17 protein-coding genes are annotated in these 17,419 nt (G+C 64.9%); 8 read left to right on the forward strand and 9 right to left on the reverse strand.

Annotated features, from left to right (window positions below; translation table 11 throughout):
- Positions 1-40 precede the first annotated feature (40 nt).
- From E8M79_RS08440 to E8M79_RS08450, 3 genes are read left to right on the forward strand one after another with little or no spacing between them, the layout of a single operon-like run.
- A complete protein-coding gene (locus E8M79_RS08440) occupies positions 41-1,015 on the forward strand; it encodes an ABC transporter substrate-binding protein (RefSeq protein WP_137151488.1) in 975 nt (324 codons plus the stop codon).
- On the forward strand, positions 994-1,788 hold the full coding sequence (locus E8M79_RS08445) for an ABC transporter permease subunit (protein WP_248304944.1): 795 nt from the start codon (positions 994-996) through the stop codon (positions 1,786-1,788). Before E8M79_RS08440 ends, E8M79_RS08445 begins: the two co-directional genes overlap by 22 nt.
- Complete coding sequence (locus E8M79_RS08450; RefSeq protein WP_137151489.1) at positions 1,767-2,495, forward strand: ABC transporter ATP-binding protein; 729 nt, start codon at positions 1,767-1,769, stop codon at positions 2,493-2,495. Before E8M79_RS08445 ends, E8M79_RS08450 begins: the two co-directional genes overlap by 22 nt.
- Positions 2,496-2,512: 17 nt before the next feature.
- On the opposite strand, the gene E8M79_RS08455 is transcribed toward E8M79_RS08450, so the two are convergent.
- Complete coding sequence (locus E8M79_RS08455) at positions 2,513-3,298, reverse strand: class I SAM-dependent methyltransferase (protein ID WP_137151490.1); 786 nt, start codon at positions 3,296-3,298, stop codon at positions 2,513-2,515.
- A 111-nt stretch (positions 3,299-3,409) separates the two neighbouring features.
- On the opposite strand from E8M79_RS08455, the gene E8M79_RS08460 reads away from it, so the two are divergent.
- Genes E8M79_RS08460 through E8M79_RS08470 form a run of 3 tightly spaced genes read left to right on the forward strand, consistent with a single transcriptional unit; the run spans position 3,410 to position 6,446 of the window.
- Positions 3,410-4,552, forward strand: coding sequence for an ABC transporter substrate-binding protein (locus E8M79_RS08460; protein WP_137151491.1), 1,143 nt, complete (start codon positions 3,410-3,412; stop codon positions 4,550-4,552).
- 5 nt (positions 4,553-4,557) lie between these two features.
- Entirely contained in the window at positions 4,558-5,625 is a 1,068-nt protein-coding gene (locus tag E8M79_RS08465) for an iron ABC transporter permease (protein ID WP_137151492.1), read from the forward strand.
- The gene (locus E8M79_RS08470; protein ID WP_137151493.1) at positions 5,619-6,446 is read left to right on the forward strand and encodes an ABC transporter ATP-binding protein; all 828 of its coding nucleotides are present in this window, start codon (positions 5,619-5,621) and stop codon (positions 6,444-6,446) included. Before E8M79_RS08465 ends, E8M79_RS08470 begins: the two co-directional genes overlap by 7 nt.
- Positions 6,447-6,456: 10 nt before the next feature.
- Here the strand turns inward: E8M79_RS08470 and E8M79_RS08475 are convergent, their stop codons facing one another.
- The 8 genes from E8M79_RS08475 to E8M79_RS08510 all read right to left on the reverse strand — a co-directional run bounded on the left by E8M79_RS08475 (position 6,457) and on the right by E8M79_RS08510 (position 15,800).
- Positions 6,457-7,614 (reverse strand): mandelate racemase/muconate lactonizing enzyme family protein, encoded by a 1,158-nt coding sequence (locus E8M79_RS08475; RefSeq protein WP_205747894.1) that lies wholly within the window; start codon positions 7,612-7,614, stop codon positions 6,457-6,459.
- 113 nt (positions 7,615-7,727) lie between these two features.
- A complete protein-coding gene (locus E8M79_RS08480; RefSeq protein ID WP_137151494.1) occupies positions 7,728-9,569 on the reverse strand; it encodes an adenine deaminase C-terminal domain-containing protein in 1,842 nt (613 codons plus the stop codon).
- 165 nt (positions 9,570-9,734) lie between these two features.
- Positions 9,735-10,325 carry an NAD(P)H-dependent oxidoreductase gene (locus tag E8M79_RS08485; protein WP_137151495.1) on the reverse strand — a complete coding sequence of 197 codons (591 nt, stop codon included), beginning with the start codon at positions 10,323-10,325 and terminating at the stop codon, positions 9,735-9,737.
- On the reverse strand, positions 10,325-11,725 hold the full coding sequence (locus E8M79_RS08490; RefSeq protein WP_137151496.1) for an FAD-binding oxidoreductase: 1,401 nt from the start codon (positions 11,723-11,725) through the stop codon (positions 10,325-10,327). Before E8M79_RS08490 ends, E8M79_RS08485 begins: the two co-directional genes overlap by 1 nt.
- A complete protein-coding gene (locus E8M79_RS08495) occupies positions 11,725-13,038 on the reverse strand; it encodes a cytosine deaminase (protein WP_137151497.1) in 1,314 nt (437 codons plus the stop codon). Before E8M79_RS08495 ends, E8M79_RS08490 begins: the two co-directional genes overlap by 1 nt.
- A gap of 4 nt (positions 13,039-13,042) precedes the next feature.
- Complete coding sequence (locus E8M79_RS08500) at positions 13,043-13,903, reverse strand: ABC transporter permease (RefSeq protein ID WP_248304945.1); 861 nt, start codon at positions 13,901-13,903, stop codon at positions 13,043-13,045.
- The gene (locus E8M79_RS08505; protein WP_137153310.1) at positions 13,903-14,664 is read right to left on the reverse strand and encodes an ABC transporter ATP-binding protein; all 762 of its coding nucleotides are present in this window, start codon (positions 14,662-14,664) and stop codon (positions 13,903-13,905) included. Before E8M79_RS08505 ends, E8M79_RS08500 begins: the two co-directional genes overlap by 1 nt.
- A gap of 131 nt (positions 14,665-14,795) precedes the next feature.
- Complete coding sequence (locus tag E8M79_RS08510) at positions 14,796-15,800, reverse strand: ABC transporter substrate-binding protein (RefSeq protein ID WP_137151498.1); 1,005 nt, start codon at positions 15,798-15,800, stop codon at positions 14,796-14,798.
- Between the two features lie 215 nt (positions 15,801-16,015).
- On the opposite strand from E8M79_RS08510, the gene E8M79_RS08515 reads away from it, so the two are divergent.
- Positions 16,016-16,405, forward strand: coding sequence for a RidA family protein (locus E8M79_RS08515; protein WP_137151499.1), 390 nt, complete (start codon positions 16,016-16,018; stop codon positions 16,403-16,405).
- An 11-nt stretch (positions 16,406-16,416) separates the two neighbouring features.
- The gene (locus tag E8M79_RS08520) at positions 16,417-17,205 is read left to right on the forward strand and encodes a creatininase family protein (protein WP_137151500.1); all 789 of its coding nucleotides are present in this window, start codon (positions 16,417-16,419) and stop codon (positions 17,203-17,205) included.
- The last annotated feature ends 214 nt before the right edge of the window (positions 17,206-17,419 follow it).

Below are 17,419 nucleotides of genomic sequence, written 5' to 3' on the forward strand. Positions count from 1 at the left end.
GATGATAGCGGTAGCGGCGACATCACTTCGGCAGGTTCGCATGCGCAGTTTCGCTTCCTTCGTCATCGCCGCTCTGGCCCTTTGTCTGGCCACGCCCGCATCGGCCGCCCCCCTGATTCTGGGCGCGCAGGAAACCGGCACCGTGCAATGGGAGCTGGCGACCATTCAGGCGCTGGGCCTCGATAAAAAGCATGGCGTCGAGCTCGAGATTCGCCCGCTGGCCGATAGCCGGGCCGGGCAGATTGCCCTCCTGGCCGGGGCCGTGGACGTCATTCTCTCCGATTTTGTCTGGGTCTCCATCCAGCGCCACCAGGGCGGCGCGGTGACCATGGTGCCCCATTCGCTGGCCGTCGGCGGATTGATGCTGCCGGCGGGCAGCGCCATCAAGAGCGTGGCCGATCTCAAGGGCAAGACCATCGCCGTCGCCGGCGGCCCGGTCGACAAGAGCTGGGTGACGCTGCAGGCCTATTACAACAGCGTCACCGGCGCCAATCTGCTCGATGACGTCACCGCCAATTATGGCGCCCCGCCGCTGGTCAATGAACTGCTCGGCAATGGCGGCGCCGATGCCGCGCTCAATTTCTGGCAGTGGAACGCCCGCTCCAAGGCCGCCGGCGCCACCGAATTGCTCTCGGTCGCCGCCATGCTGAGGGATCTGGGCGTTTCCGAACAGCCGCCGCTGCTCGGCTGGACCTTCACTGAAGAGACGGCCGCAGCCAAGCATGACGCGCTGACCGGCTTCCTCGATGCCTCCTTTGAGGCCAAGGACCGTCTGCTGCATGACGATGCGGTTTGGGAACCGCTGCGCGCGCTGATGGGCGCCGAAGGCGACGACGCGCTCTTCACCCGGCTGCGCGACGATTATCGCGCCGGCATTGTCTCGCACTATGATCCCACGACCACCGCGCCGGCCGAACAGGCCTTTGCCCTGCTGGCCAAGTTTGGCGGTTCGGATCTGGTCGGCGACAGCCAGACGCTCGATCCCGGCACCTTTTGGAAGGGTTTCAGCAAATAGGCGAGCGCGACACAGGCGCGGCCAGGGGCGGGGGCCTGCTCGAGCTGGCCTCCATTCCGCTGCTGCTGCTGGTCTGGCAGGGCCTGGCCATGCTGCTGGCCCAGCGCCTGTTCCCGACGCCCATCATGGTCGCCGCGCAGATCTGGGACTTTGCCACCACCGGCCGGCTGTTTGCCGATCTGGGCAAGACGCTGCTGCGCGCGTCCATCGCCTTTGTCCTGGCCATGCTGATCGGCACTGCCATCGGCATTGTGCTGGGCCGGGTGCGCTGGCTCGATCGGCTGTTCTCCGGCTGGCTGCTCGTCGGGCTCAATCTGCCGGCCATTGTCGTCGCCATCGTGCTCTATATCTGGCTCGGGCTCACCGAGACCGCGCTGATCCTGGCGGTGACGCTCAATAAGATCCCGCTGGTCGCCGCCACCATCCGCGAGGGCGTGCGCAGCTTTGCCCCCGATCTCGACGAGCTGGGCGCCGTGTTCCGCCTGACGCGCCGGCGCCGGCTGCGGCTGATCCTTCTGCCCCAGCTCACCCCCTTTGTGTTGGCCGCCGCCCGCACCGGCCTGTCGTTGATCTGGAAGATCGTACTGGTCTTTGAGGTGCTCGGCAGCGACGGCGGCATCGGCTATCGCATTGCCATCATGTTCCAATTCTTCAACATTGCCGGCATTCTGGCCTATACGGCGAGCTTCATCCTCGTCGTCCTGGCCTTTGAATATGGCATTCTGCGGCCGCTTGAGCGGCGGATATTGCGATGGCGACCGGTCCGGCCCTGAACATCCACATCGCCGACAAGCGCTTTGCGGCCGCTGCCCCCGCGCTGTTCGCGGACCTGCGCCTCGATATTGTCCCGGCCAGCACCGTGGCGCTGGTCGGCCCCTCGGGCGTCGGCAAGTCCAGCCTGCTGCGCCTCATCGCCGGCATCGATCATCAGTTCGCCGGCAGCATCACTATCGATGGCGTGGCGGCCCATGCCGCGCCGCCACCCGGCTTCGTGTTTCAGGACCCGCGCCTGCTGCCCTGGCTGAGCGCGCTCGACAATATCCGCGCCGTTCGCCCCGGCTGCACCCTTGCCGAGGCCCAAGCGGCGCTGGCTCGCGTCGGACTGGGCGATGTCGGCGCCGCCTATCCGCACCAGCTCTCGGGCGGCATGCAGCGCCGCGTGGCCCTGGCGCGGGCGCTCTCGGTCAATGCCCGCCTATTGCTCCTGGATGAGCCCTTTGTCTCGCTCGACCGCCCGCTGGTCGCCGAGATGCACCACCTGTTTGCCAGCATCCTCACCGAGACACAGCCAACAGTGGTCTTTGTCTCCCATCTCGCCGACGACGCCGCGCGCCTCGCCGACCGGGTGATCCTGCTCGATCAGCGTCCCGCCCGCATCATCGCCGATCTGACGCTTCCGGTGCCACGCGCAGACCGCGACGCAGCCACCATCGCCGCCTATCGCCAGCGCATCGAAACCGGTCTTGCCCCGCAGGGCTGAGGACGGGGCAGGGCGCATCACCCCGGCTTGCGGGCGCAGATGGCGAAGCGGTCGGACGCCAGGCGCTCGGCGCCGCGCCAGAAGCTGCTCTTGCGCGCCTGCGCCCAGTGGATGTCCCATAGGCGGCGGTCGACCTCGATCTCGACAAAGCCGGCGGCTTCCAGCAGCGCTACCACGGCCTCGGCCGGCATGCCGTCCCGGAAATACACCTGTTCGCGGATGCGCTTGTGCCGCGCCTGCATGGCCGGGTCCATATGCCCCTTGGCGGGCGGGCGGCCCAGGAGGCTGTCCACCTGGCCATGCAGCTGTGCCACCCAATTGGGCTTGCCCATATTGCCATCCACGATCAGCAGCCGTCCGCCCGGCTGCAGCAGCCGGTGCCATTCCGCAAAGGCCGCCGGCACATCCACCAGCGTCCACACCAGATGGCGGTTGGTGATGGCGGCGTATTTGCCATCCGGCTCGCCGGTGCGCTCGGCGTCGCGCATGATGAAGGCGATGTCGGTGCCGCGCGCCTGCGCCTTGGCCCGCGCCTGCGCCAGCATGGCTTCGGACCAGTCCAGCCCCGTGACCTTAAAGCCCATGTCGTGCATCAGGTGCGAGATCACCGCCGTGCCGCAGGCCATGTCCAGCAGCGGCCGTCCATTGCCCTCGCCCAGGTGCTTGCGGATCAGCCGGTGCCAGCCGCGCCGCTCGTCCTCGCTGAACACCTCATGACCCACGCTCTGGTCGAATGTGGCGGCCCGTTCGGACCAGAATTCGCGGATCTCGTCGCGGATGGAATAATTGCTCAGCTCGCTCATTGCCTGCCCTGGTGACGCCTAATTGTTTGGAATTGCTCTAAAAGATAATTCTTGATTGTGTTTGTCATATTTCATAGGTCGAGGTGTCTTTCAATCCCGGAGTGCATGGCAATGTCCATTCGCAAGCTCGCCCTGGCCGCCTTGGCCGGGACCGTTATCCTCATGCCTGGCGTCAGCTGGGCCGATCCCTTTACCGTCACCGACGTCGCCGGACGTCAGGTGAGCTTTGATGGCCCGGTGGACCGCGTCATCCTGGGGGAAGGGCGCCTGCTCTACACGCTCGCCGCGCTCGAAACCGAAAACCCCTTCGCCCATGTGGTGGGGTGGCGCAATGATCTGATGACCACCGACTTCACCGGCTATTCCACCTATGTCGCGGCCTTCCCCCAAGCCGCCGATATCCCGTTCCTCGGCAATCTCACCGATGGCACGCTGCAGACCGAGACCGTGGTCGACCTGAACCCCGACGTGATGATCCTGCCCATCGGCAACAAGACCGCCGCCGATGAGGTCAAGCTCGAGCAGATGCTCGACGCGGTCGGCGTCAAGCTGGTCTATGTCGACTTCCGCGAGCACATCATCGAAAACACCGAGCCCAGCCTCAAGCTGCTCGGCCAGCTGTTCGACAAGTCCGAGCGCGCTCAGCAGATCATCGATTTCTGGGACGCCCAGACCGCCCGCGTCACCGACGTTCTCGCCAGCGAAAATCCCGCAAAGCCGCTCGTCTTCATGTATCGCGCCGCCGGCCTCGGCGATTGCTGCGGCACCTTCGGCAATGACAATTTCGGCAAGATGGTCGAACTGGCCGGCGGCACCAATCTGGGTTCGGAATTCCTGCCCGGCTACACCGGCACCATCAACCCCGAACAGGTCATCGCCTCCAACCCCGACGTGATCGTGGTCACCGGTTCGGACTGGTCCAAGCTGGAAAGCGCCGGCCCCAACCCGTCCTTCGTCAATGTCGGCCCCGGCGCCGCTGCCTCTGCTGAGGCCAGCCGCACCGCGCTCGGCAAGCTGATGGAACAGCCCGGTTTCACCGATGCCAAGGCGGTCCAGGACGGCCAAGTCTATGCCATCTGGCACCAGTTCTACACCAGCCCCTACCAGTTCGTGCCGATCCAGGTCATGGCCAAGTGGCTCCACCCCGATCTCTTCGCCGATCTCGATCCGGAAGCCACCTTCAAGGAATTCCACGACAAGTTCCTGCCCGTTCCCTACCAGCCCGGCTATTGGCTGGCCCTGAACGCCGAGTAATCCAGATGGCCACGGCATCCATCGCCGACGGTGCCGCAGAGGGGCGCGGGATTTACCGCGCCCTGGCCTGGCGCCGCCTTCTGATCATCGCCGCGCTGACCCTGGCGCTAGCGATCTCCTTCACCGTCGATATCGCCTGGGGCCCGGCCCGCTACGCCCTGGGCGATGTCATCACCGCCATCGTCTCGCCGGGCAGCGTGTCCGACAAGATCCGTGTCGTGGTCTGGGACATCCGCATGCCCATGGCGCTGATGGCCGTCATCACCGGCGCCGCCCTGTCGCTGGCCGGCGCCCAGATGCAGACCATTCTGGCCAATCCGCTGGCCAGCCCCTTCACTTTGGGCATTTCCGCGGCCGCCAGCTTTGGTGCTGCGCTGGCCCTGGTGCTGGGCGTCTCGCTCGTGCCCTTTGCCGGCATGTTCATGGTGCCGCTCAATGCCTTTGCCATGGCGCTGGTGGCCACGCTCATCATTCACTTCATCTCCCAGATGCGCGGCGTCACCGTGCAGACGGTGGTGCTGCTCGGCATTGCCCTGGTCTTCACCTTCAATGCGCTGCTGGCGTTCCTGCAATATCTGGCCACCGAACAGGCGCTGCAGAGCGTGGTGTTCTGGACCATGGGGAGCCTCACCAAAGCCACCTGGGAAAAGATCTGGATCACCCTCGTGGTTCTGCTCCTGGCCATTCCGTTGTTCGCCCGCCACGCCTGGGCGCTCACCGCCATCCGCCTGGGTGAGGACAAGGCCGCCAGCTTCGGCGTCAATGTCCGCCGCATCCGGCTCGAAACCATGTTCATCGTCGCCCTCCTGGCCGCCGTGCCGGTCAGCTTTGTCGGCACCATCGGCTTTGTTGGCCTGGTTGGGCCCCACATTGCCCGCATGGTGGTCGGCGAGGATCAGCGCTTCTTCCTGCCCACGGCGATCCTGTGCGGTGCGCTGCTGCTCTCGGTCACCTCCGTGGTGTCCAAATCCATCCTGCCCGGCGTGGTCTTTCCCATCGGCATCATCACCGCGCTGGTCGGCGTGCCCTTCTTCTTTTCCCTCATTCTCTCCAATGTGAGGCGGTCATGGTAAGCATCGCGCTCGACAGCCTGGGCGCCTTTTACGGCCGGCGGCTGACGGTTTCCGATATTTCCACGCCGGCCTTTGCCGGCGGCGATGTGGTGGCGGTGATCGGCCCCAATGCGGCCGGCAAATCCACCCTGTTCAAGCGCATGGCCGGGCTGTTGCGCGGTCCCGGAAGCGTCGCCGTCACCGGCACCGACAAGGGCAAGCGCGCCATCAGCTACATGCCGCAGGACACTTCAGCCAATGCCGTGCTGACGGTCTATGAATCGATCCTGCTCGCCCGCAAGCAGGGCGGCGGCTGGTCAGTCGAGGACGCGGACCTCAAATTGATCGACGCCGTCATGTCGGCCATCGACATCACCGCCATCGCCTTCCGCAATCTGGGCGAACTCAGCGGCGGCCAGCGCCAGCTGGTCAGCATCGCCCAGGCGCTGGTGCGCGAGCCCGATATCCTGCTGATGGACGAGCCGACCAGCGCGCTCGACCTGCACAGGCAGATGGAGGTGCTCTCCTTCATGCGCAGCGTGGCGCGTGCGCGCGGCATGATCGTCTTCATCGCCATCCACGATCTCAACCAGGCCATGCGCTTTGCCGACCACACCATGGTCATCGAAGACGGACGGCTGCGCGGCGTCGGCCCCACCGCCGATGTCATCACCACCACGCTCCTGCGCGACGTCTATCGCATCGACGCCCGCATCGAGCCCTGTTCGCGCGGCTTCGCCCAGGTCATCGTCGACGGCGTCAGTCCGAAACCGTCCGGGGCAGGGCCTATCGTGCCCATACTGGCCGAGGCCGAACTGACCCCGGCCCTGGCCGCGCAATAGTCAGTGGCCGTCAAGCGAACCAGGTCGTGCCCGGGTATTGATGCGCCCGGGCCACCTCTTCATTGAGCTCCAGCCCGATGCCGGGCCGATCGCTCAGGGCAATGCGCCCATTCTTGATGATCTCGCCGCCATCGGTGATCGTTGACCAATAGTCGCGGTGGAACCAGTGGAACTCCAGCACCAGGAAATTCGGTACCGTGGCGCACACCTGCGTCGAGGCCATGGTGCCGATCGGCGAGGACACATTGTGCGGCGCAAAGGGGATGGAATAGAGGTCCGCCATCTCCGCGATCTTGCGGCATTCGCTGAGGCCCCCGCACTTGGGAATATCGGGCATGATGATATCGACCGCTTGGCTCTCAAGCAGCTTGCGGAAGCCATGGCGCAGATAAAGGTTTTCTCCCGCGCAGATCGGCGTTGACGTGCTGCGGGTGATCTCGGCCATCACATCGATATTTTCCGGCGGCACCGGCTCTTCCAGCCACATCAGCTGCAGATGTTCGAGGTCGCGCGCCAGCCGGATCGCGCTGTGTTTGTCGAGCCGCGTGTGCAGGTCGCAGGCCACTTCGACATCCTTGCCGGCGGCTTTGACCACCATCTCGGCCAATTGCACCATGCGGTCATGCTCCCATTTGTTGGGAGTCATGTTGAACCTGTCCTTCTCGTACCAGCCGGTTTCGCTGCCGGTATGGCCATAGGCGCGGATGTCGAGATCGACCTTGAGCGCGGTGAACCCGGCGGCCAGCACCTGGTCCACCTCGGCCTGCACCTCATCCATATTCATGCCCGGCGAGACTTCGCAGTCGCAATAGACGCGGATGTCGTCGCGGAACTTGCCGCCCATCAGCTCATAGATCGGCACTTGCAGCGCCTTGCCCTTGAGGTCCCACAGCGCGATCTCGATGCCGGTCAGCGCCGTGATCAGCGCCCCGGCAAAGCCACCCTCGAATACGAGGCTCCGCCGCAGCTCCTCGAACAGCGCATCGATGGCAAAGGGATCCCGGCCGATGAGCTTTGGCCCCAGCTCGTGCTGGATGATGGCAATGGCCTGGTGCCCGCCATGCACGCATTCCCCCAGCCCCGTGATGCCCGCATCGGTCTCGATGCGCACCCACAGATGCATGCAATGGCCAACCGACGCCGCCGTCTTGATCGCAGTGATCTTCACGTCCCGCTCCCCCTCAACGTGCGATCTCCCCTCGCATGAGTCATGCGATCTCCCGTCGCATGGGAGAAGTCTAGCGGACGTCGGGCGGACCGTCGAGCGCTTGGCGTGGCCGCTCACCACACCGTCTTGTGCACCTGGCCGGTCTGCACATTCACCAGGCCCAGCGGCGCCAGCGGGCCGGGGGCGACCAGCACCCAGCGCCAGGGCGAGCAGGTCAGCGTGGCAAACGACAGGCGCTCGGGGAACCCCGGCGACCAGCGCGGGCTGAATGTCGGCTCATACATCCAGTCGATCTTGGCCGCCTCGGTATAGAGCGCCTGCATATCGGCATCGAGGTCTTGTGCCGAGCGGCACGACATCAGCCCGGCCACCTCATAGCGCACCGTGGCGACCACCCTGTTGCCGGTCACCAGCGCCCAGCCGCCCTTGATGTCGGACAGGGCATTGACCGCCATCGCCATGGCTTCGTCCGACGACCCCGCGCACCAGATATTGTGCTTGTCATGGCCCAGCGAACTGGCCACGGCCGTGTCGGGCGTGCGCGGCCCCGTGCCCAGCCAGAACATTTTCGACACCGACCGGGCATTGGAGAAGCGGTCGACAATGGCGAATTTGGTGATGTTGCGGCTCTCGTCGCGCTGCACGGCGCCATCGCGCACCGGCAGCTCATAGGTCAGGAAATCATCGGCCCAATGGAACGGCCGCAGCACGGCCGCCTGCATGGTCTCGCGCCCCGGCTCGGCGGGAATGGCAAAGTCCGCCGCCGTCAGCGCCCCGCCGACCTGCACGGTATCGGTGGCCCAATCCGGCCAGGCAATCGCCGGCACCGGCTCGATATAGTCCGTGCCGCGCGACACCTGCCGACCATCGGCCCAGACTTCGGCAATGCTGAAGCTCTCAAGATCGGACAGCAGCACCACATCGGCAAAACGCCCCGCCGCGATCGAGCCCACCCAGGGCGTCAACCGCATATGGCGCGCCGGATTGATGGTCACGCATTGGATGGCGATCTCCGGCGCCAGCCCGGCGGCAATCGCCGTGCGCACATTGTGGTCCGTGGCGCCCTTCTGCAGCGTCTCGCTGGCGCTGCGGTCGTCGGTGGCAAAGGCAATCTGCGACCAGTCCTGCAGTCCGCGTTCGATCAGGCCCTTGATCACCTCGGGCATGGAATGGACGCGCAGCTCCATGAAGAGCCCATGGCGCAGCTTGTCCCAGAACTCCTCGGCGGTCCACGCCTCATGGTCGGAGGCGAGACCCGCTGCGGCAAAGGCATTGATCGTGGGCAGGTCCTTGATGCCCGCAGCATGCCCCTCGATCACGCCACGCTGCGCCATGGTGGCCTCGATCATGCCCCACAGCCGATCATGCGAGCCATTGCTGGCGTCCCACACGGCGGGCCAATCCATCACCTCGTCGAGCCCGGCCACCATCAGGCTGCCCTTGAGAAAGCCGGCCTGTTCGTCATAGCCGAGCCAGCCACCACCATGCTCATAGGCTGTCGGCGGCACAGCCGAGCCGGGCAGGGGGAAGATCTTGAGCGGCGAGCCATGCTGGCGCGCCGTCATCCAGAATTCGAGTGTGCGCGAGCCGCGCACATTGGAGAATTCGTGGCTCGCTTCGCAGGTCCAGGTATTGCCGCGCGGCAGCACCAGCGCCGCCTCCCATTCCGGCGTCAGATGCGAGCTTTCGATATGCTTGTGCACCTCGCCCAGGCCCGGAATGGCCATCAAATCCGGTCGGTGCTCATGCCGGCCATAGCTGCCCGGATAGCTACCGGCAGGCCCGACATAGGCAATGCGGTCGCCCTTGATGACGATTTCCTGGTCGTCCAGCCAGCTGCGCGTGGCCACATCGAGCAGCCTGCCCACCCGCAGGCAACTATCGGCCGGCGCCTTGCCCATGGCCACCAGGGTCAGGGCCTTGCGGATCGCGACTTCGGATTTGGCGTCGATCATGGTGGACTCGGGGAAAAACGCGGCGCAGGCGCCGGCATACATACAGGAAAAGCAAATCCGGCGAGACAGCGGCCGCGCCGGCACAGCCATAGAACATGGTACAAACGAAATAGACCGAGTCCGCGACCTGCGGCTACATCGGACCGGCCGACCGAAAGTCAGGCGCTAGAAGCGCCCCATCTCCCCGCGCACCTTGTCGATGAAGCCGCTGAGCTGGCTCGGCGTGCAATTGTTCATGTCATAGAGCGCCAGATATTTCGGCCGCGTGCTGAACGTCGCCCAGCCCCAGCGCTTGGCGATGCGGCGCGGCGGATCGCCCATCACCCAGGTGCGCAAATGGCTGCCGCCATAGGTGGTCACAAACGCCACCTTTTTGATATTGGTCAGGCACGGCACCAGCCGCCCCCGGTCAGCCCCGCCTTCCATGCGGAAGGATACGCCGGGCACGAAGATGCGGTCGAAATAGCCCTTCAGAATGGCCGGATAGCCGTAGTTCCACACCGGATGCACCACCACCATGGCGTCCGCCGCCTGCAGCCGCTCGACATAGGGCTTGATGGCGGGCGTCAGGTTCCCCGGCACGTCGTGATAGTTCAGTCGCTCCTCCCGCGTCATCACGGCGGGAAACTGCTCGTCATAGAGGTTCAGCGCATCCACGCTATGCCCGGCCGCCGTCAGGCTGGCCACCACCGCGTCAAACAGCGCCCGGTTGAAACTGGTTTCCACCGGATGGGCATGGATCACATGGACACGCATCAGGCTGCATGCACCGGGTTGAGGCCGTCGAACAGCCAGGCCTTGCCAGCGGTGAAATCGAAGTCCGGGTTTTCCCAGGCCACCATCTTGCCCGGGTTGAGCATGCCCTTGGGGTCGGCCTCGCGCTTGAAGGCGAGTTGCTTCTGGTCGGTGCGCTTCATGCCGCCTTCTTCCAGCGTATAGCGGTGCGGGTTGAACACGTCGCAGCCATTGTCCTCATGGATGCGCACGATTTCCTCCAGCCGCGCCTCATTGGTGTAGCGCACCAGCGGCAGGCCCGAGAGCGTGACGATGCCATCCTGCCGGGTGATTTCGAGATGCATCGGCAGCTCGTCACCCAGAATGCCAATGATCTTTTCCAGATGCGCCATGCTGGGGTAGCGCGTCTGCAGGTAGGTCACCGTCGGATCGACCTTGAGCGCCCGCAGCGTGGTGTGGTTCCACGCCAGCTCATAGACCGGCGGCAGGCGCTTGAGTTCTTCGGCGCTGGCGCTGTCCGAACGATAGCGCAGATCGCCCTTGTGGTGGCTGATGAACAGCGTCATCGCCGGCACCGCCACCGGCGCCACCATCAGCAGCACCACCGATTGCCCATCCTTGAGATAGGGCTTGTGGCGGTTGAAATAGGCCTCGGGGATCGGCGCGGCATAGCTCGACACTTCCTTGACCAACAGGCCATCCTGCAGCGCCACCGCCTGCCCGAAGCGGGTTGCGGCGATAAAATCGTCAAAGCCCACGACCATGTCGACCCAGTCATGCGCCTGCGTCAGCGGCATTTCGGCTTCGACGATAATGCCATTGGTGCCATAGGCGTGGGCGACCTTGAGAATGTCCTCGCCTTCGAGGTCCAGCTCGCGCGGCTCGGCCTCGCAGGTGATGACCTTAAGGCCCAATATGCTGCCCAGATTGCGTAGCCCGCCCCAGCGCACCGAACCCACGCCGCCCGAACCGCCAGCAATAAAGCCGCCGATCGAGGCCATGCGATAGGTCGAGGGGTGAAAGCGCAGTTCGGCCCCCACCGCCGCCCGCGTTTCATGGTCCATCTGTTCCATCACAGCCCCGGCCTGGGCCCGCACCCGGTCCGGCTTGATCTCGAGCACCTTGTCCATCTGCATCAGATTGAGCATGGCGCCGCCGGCCAATGGCATGGCCTGGCCATAATTGCCCGTGCCGGCCCCGCGCGGCGTGATCGCCACGCCATGGCGGAACGCCGCCGCCAGCACCGTCTTGACCTCGGCATTGCTGCGCGGCGACACCACAATCTCGGCCGTCACATGGTCGAGCTTTTCCTTGAGCACCGGCGAATACCAGTAATGGTCCCGGCTGCGCTGCTGCACGATGCGGGGATGGTCTTCCACCGGAATGTCGCCCAGATCGGCGCGGAAGGCTGCAATGCTCATCAGTTTGGTCCCATCAGGTCGTCGAGTTCGCGATAGTCGGGGAGGGTCGTGTCGATAGCGGCGCCTTGGCGCAGCACCAGCCGGTCGGCCTGTGGCCGCGCCATCAATTCGGTCCAGCTGCGGGCGCCGAACACCACCAGGTCGGCAGCCTGGCCAGCGCCGATGTCGCCGCTATAGCCAAAGCCGGCAATGGAAGCCGGGTCGCCGCTCACCGAGCGCGCCCAGGCAAAGGCCTTGTCCTGCGGATGATCGAAATGGAGGATCCGCGCGCCTTCGCGCAGCACCTCAAAGCCATCGAGATCGCCATAGGCATAGAAGGGGTCGCGCGTATTGTCCGAGGCAATGGCCACGGACACGCCCGCCGCCTTGAGCTCATTGAGCAGGGTCACCCCACGCCAGCGCGGCGTGCGCACCCCGGCCTCATTGCTGCGGTCCTGCAGATACATGTTGCACATCGGCAGCGACACCACCGCGATGCCGGCCCGCGCCACCTTGTCGATCACCCGCTGCGCCACATCCCGGTCCTGCACCGCCAGCGAGCAGCAATGTCCCGCCGTCACCGAACCGGTAAAGCCGGTTTCGATCACCGCATCGGCCAGGCTCTCCAGCGCATTGGCCGCGGGATCGGGGGATTCGTCGGTGTGCAGGTCTATGTTGAGCCCCAGCCGGCCCGCCGTCTCCACCAGCCGCCGCATGATGGTGGCGTTCTCCGGATGCACAGCAGTCGAGCCGCCGAGAATACCACCGGCGGCCTTGGTGCGCTCGGCCACCGCCGCCAGCGCTGCGGGGTCGAGAATGGTGTCCGGCCCCATCAGGCCCACGCCCTGCAATTCGATGCGTCCCGCCCAGCGGGCGCGCATGGCCTCGAACACATCCCAGCTGATGGTGTGCTGCGGCGGCGCCATGTCGAGATGGGTTCGGATGGCCGCCGTGCCATGCGCATAGGCACAGCGCAGCGCGAAATCCATGCGCCGCTCGACGTCCTGCGCCGCCCAATTGGCCGTGCGATCTTCGAGCACCGCTTTAAGAGCGCCGATCCAGGTGCCATCCGGATTCTGCCGGCGCGGCCAGATATGCCCCTTGTCGAGATGGGTGTGCAGGTCGACAAACGCCGGCAGCACAATGCCGCCATCGAGGTCGATCACATGCGCACCCGGCGCACGGCCGGCCGGCGCGATAGCGGTCACCACGCCGTCGGCGACAGTGATATCCACCCGCTCCAGCGCGCCCGACTGCGCCTGGCCCAGCACGGAGGCGGGCACATGGGCATTGGCGAGCACATAGTGCCGGTCGGCGGGAATCGTGATGCGCATGGCTCTAGTTCTCCCGCCTTATGGCGCTTTCGTGCCAGCGGTGCAGCGTCAGCCAGGAGATCAGCGACGTCAGCCCGAAAATGGCGATACCCGTGCCACACAGCATGATCAGGCAGACAAACAGCCGCGGCAGGTTCATGCGATACTGGCTTTCGAGCAGGCGGAACGCCAGCCCCGAACCCTGACCAGCCGATCCGGCGGCAAATTCGGCCACCACTGCCGCGATCAGCGACAGCCCGCCGCCGATGCGCAGCCCGGCCATGAAATAGGGCATGGACGCCGGGATCTTGAGGTAGATCAGCGTCTGCCAGCTCGAGGCGCCATAGAGCTCGAACAGGTTCAGCAGATTGTGGTCCACGCTCTTGAGCCCCTGCGCCATGTTGGACAGGATCGGGAAGAACGCCACGATGAAGGCGCAGATCAGCAGGGCCGTCTGCGTGTCCGGCGCATAGATCAGCAGCAGCGGCGCAATGGCGATCATCGGCGTCACCTGCAGCACCACGGCAAACGGAAACAGCGCCAATTCCAGAATGCGCGACTGCACCAGCAGGATCGCAAGGCCCACGCCACCAATCAGCGCGATAGCCAGCGCCGTGAAGGTGATCCGCACCGTGACCAGCAAAGCCGGCCACAGCGTGCCGGAATCGGTGAACAACGCAATGCCCACATCCACCGGCCCGGGCAGGATATAGCGCGGGATATTGTTGATCGTGACCAGCAGGTGCCAGCCCAGGATCGCCAGCAGCAGCGCCGCGATCGGGATCACCACCTGCATCAGCTTCTCGCGGTTCGGCGTTCTGGGCAGCAGCACGCCGGCTGCACTATCGGTGCCCGCTTCGCTGGGGTTCGTCATGGTCTGGCTCATCAATGGGCCTCCGCTGCGCCAATGGCGCGCTGCAGCGCGTCCGACACGTCCTGGCAGGTCTGCCGATAGCCTTCCGACACGCGATAGGCCTGGTCGCGCTCGGCCGGCTGGGCGATGGCCATGTCGGCAAACACCTGGCCGGGCCGCGCCCGCATCACCACGATCCGGCTCGAGAGATACGCCGATTCATAAACCGAATGCGTCACGAAGATCACCGTCACGCCATGCTGCTGCCAGAGGCGCAGCACGTCGTCATTGAGCTTCTGGCGCGTGATTTCGTCGAGCGCCGCAAAGGGCTCGTCCATCAGCAGCAGCTTGGGCCGCGTCACCATGGCCCGGGCGATGGACACGCGCATGCGCATGCCGCCCGACAGCTCGCGTGGATACGATGCCGTGAAATCGGCCAGCCCGACGGCGGCCAGATTGTCCATGATGGCCTCGCGCGCCGCGGCCTTGGACACGCCGCGCAGCTTGAGCGGCAGATAGACATTGTCCATCACCGTCGCCCAGGGCATCAGCGTGGGGTCCTGGAACACAAAGCCGACGTCGCCATCCGGCAGGCCCTTGGCATTGATCTTGGAACTGGGCCAGTCGATGCTGCCCGAGGAGGGGGCGCCTAGGCCCGCAATGATGCGCAGCGCGGTGGATTTGCCGCAGCCCGAAGGCCCCAGCAGCGAGATGAACTCGCCCGCCTGCACATCCAGGCTCATGCCCTTGAGGGCCAGCGTGCCATTGGAAAACACCTTGGACACGTCGCGCATGCTCACCACGGAGCGGCGCACGGCCTCGCTGGCAGCGCCAGGGATCGTCGAAACGGCAATATCGGTCACGGTACCAACCCGGTTTAGGGTCAAAACGGCGCGGGCAGGATCGCCCGCGCCGAGCTTAGTCCTTACTTGGCCAGTTCCATGCCCACGCCCTTGCAGGTGAACTGGGTGGTATAGGCCTTGGAGATGTCGATGCCAGCCTCATAGACGCCGACCTTGACCATCTCGTCGTAGAAGGCCGTCCAGCGCGCGTCGGTCATGCAGCCGATGCCCTTGGTCTCGGCTTCGCCCGAGATCAGGATGCCATATTCCTTCATCTTCTCGATGGAATAGGCGATCTGGCCATCCGTCATTTCCGGATTGTCGGTCTTGATCAGCGCATTGGCCGCGGCATTGTCACCATAGAGGTAATTGTACCAGCCGATGGCCGTGGCATCGACAAAGCGCTGCACCATGTCCGGATTGGTATCGACGATCTCCTGGCGGGTCTCGATGGTGGTCGAATAGGGCGCATAGCCATAGTCGGCCAGCAGGAACACCTGCGGCGCCCAGCCGGTCTGCTTTTCGATCTCATAGGGCTCGGACGTCAGATAGCCCTGCTGCACCGATTTGTCGTCGGCGATGAACGGCGCCGGATTGAAGGTATAGGGCTCATACATTTCGTCCGAGAAGCCGGTGAAGGCCGACTTCATCCACGGCCAGTAGCCGGCAAAAAAGCTGTCCTTGCCCATGATCAGCTTGCTGGCGCCGCTCAGGCTCGCCAGGTCCGTAAAGCCGGCATCGGGATGGGCCAGCAGCACCTGCGGGTCCTTCTGGAAGATCGAGGCCACCGCCAGCACGGGAATGCCTTCCTTCACCGAGTCGATGGTGGACATGCCGCCCATGTAGAAATCGAGCTGGCCGGCGATCAGCAGCTGGCCATTGGGCGCCTGCGGCCCGCCCTGGCGGATGGTCACATCCAGCCCATATTTGGCATAGGTGCCGTCGGCCACGGCCTGGTAATAGCCGCCATGTTCGGCCTGGGCCAGCCAGTTGGTGCCAAAGGTCACCTTGTCCAGCTCCTGGGCCGAAACACCGGGCACGGCCAGGGCAAGCCCGGCCAGAATGATAGTGCGAATAGAAACGGTCATGTCTGCGCTCCCTCGGCAGCGGTCATGGTGCCGCCGCCCGTGTCTGCTGCGACCTGTGTCGCCAGAGCTGAACACTTCCGCGTTCCGCCGCGCGAGGGAAGTCAAAAAATAGGCAGTCGTGATGAATGCCTGCTATGCGTGCAGAGCGGGGTGTTTGTGACTGGTCAAGCGCTTTACCGGCCGCTAGCATCCCGCTCGCAAGACTTGGGATACCCATGATTACCACGCTTGAGCCCGCCGACATTCACCCGCCCTTTGCGCCCTATAGCCATGGGGTGGTGGTGCCGGCGGGGCAGCGCCTGGTGTTCTGCTCGGGCCAGCTCGGCATAGGCGCCGACGGTCATGTCCCGCCCGATTGCGCCGGCCAGGCCCGCATCTGTTTTGACAATATCGCCGCCATCCTGCGCGAGGCCGGCCTGGGGCTTGAGCACATCGTGCGCATCAATGCCTATGTCAGCGGGCGCGAACATCTGCCGGCCTATATGGGCGTGCGCAACGCCCTGTTTGCTGCGCCCTTTCCAGCCTCCACGCTGATGATTGTCTCCGGCTTCGCCCGGCCCGAATTTACTGTTGAGATCGAGGCCATTGCGGCCGGTCCCGCCTGAGGAAACTGAGTATGCGCAAGATTTGGTGGACCGATTTCGCCGCCCGCGAGTTCGAGGGGCTCGACCCCAACAAGACCATCGCCATCCTGCCCATTGCCGCCGTCGAGCAGCATGGGCCGCATCTGCCGGTGGGCACCGATACCATCATCAATACCTCCATGATGGAGGCGCTGGTCGCCGCCGCGCCGGCCGATCTCGACATCCGCATCCTGCCCGTCCAGGCCATCGGCAAGTCCAATGAGCATATCTGGGCCAAGGGTACCTTGACCCATACCGCCACCAATCTCATCGATGCCTGGACGCAGATCGGCCTCGAAGTCGCCCGCGCCGGCATCCGCAAGCTCGTCTTCATCAATTCGCACGGCGGCAATGAGGAAATCATGGGCATCGTCGCCCGCGAGCTGCGCGTTCGCGCCGGCATGCTGGCGGTCAAGAGCGGCTGGCGCTTTACGCCCGAGGGCGTGCTCACCGATCTCGAACGCCGCCACGGCATTCACGGTGGCGATGCGGAAACCTCATTGGTGCTGCATTTCCGGCCCGACCTGGTCGACATGAGCCGCGCCGAGGACTTTGTTTCCATCGCCGCCCGCGACGAGCAACAGTTCCGCTATCTGCGGCCCACCGGCGCCTTCGGCCACGTCTATTCCTGGATTGCCAGCGACATCAATCCCTCCGGCGCCGTCGGCAACGCCGCCATTGCCACCGCCGAAAAGGGGCGCCTGATCGTCGAGGCCAATGTCAAAGGCATGCTTGAGATGCTGGCCGAAGTGGTCGCCATGCCGCTGCCCGGCACGCGCTGACGCCGTTCACCTCCCGGTTCCCCACCATCCATCAGTCGTCCTTCCCATCCCCCTTGATGGGGCTTCGAGGCGACCGCAGGGCAAATCGCGCCAGCGGCGCGATTTGAGCCGAGAAGGCCATTAGACCTAAGGTCGAATGGCTGCACCGAGGGAGGGGGTCGTCGAGCTGTCCACTGATGGACCCCCACCCCCAACCCCTCCCCTCAAGGGGGAG

This window comes from Devosia sp. FKR38 (assembly GCF_005222805.1).
Lineage (GTDB): Bacteria > Pseudomonadota > Alphaproteobacteria > Rhizobiales > Devosiaceae > Devosia.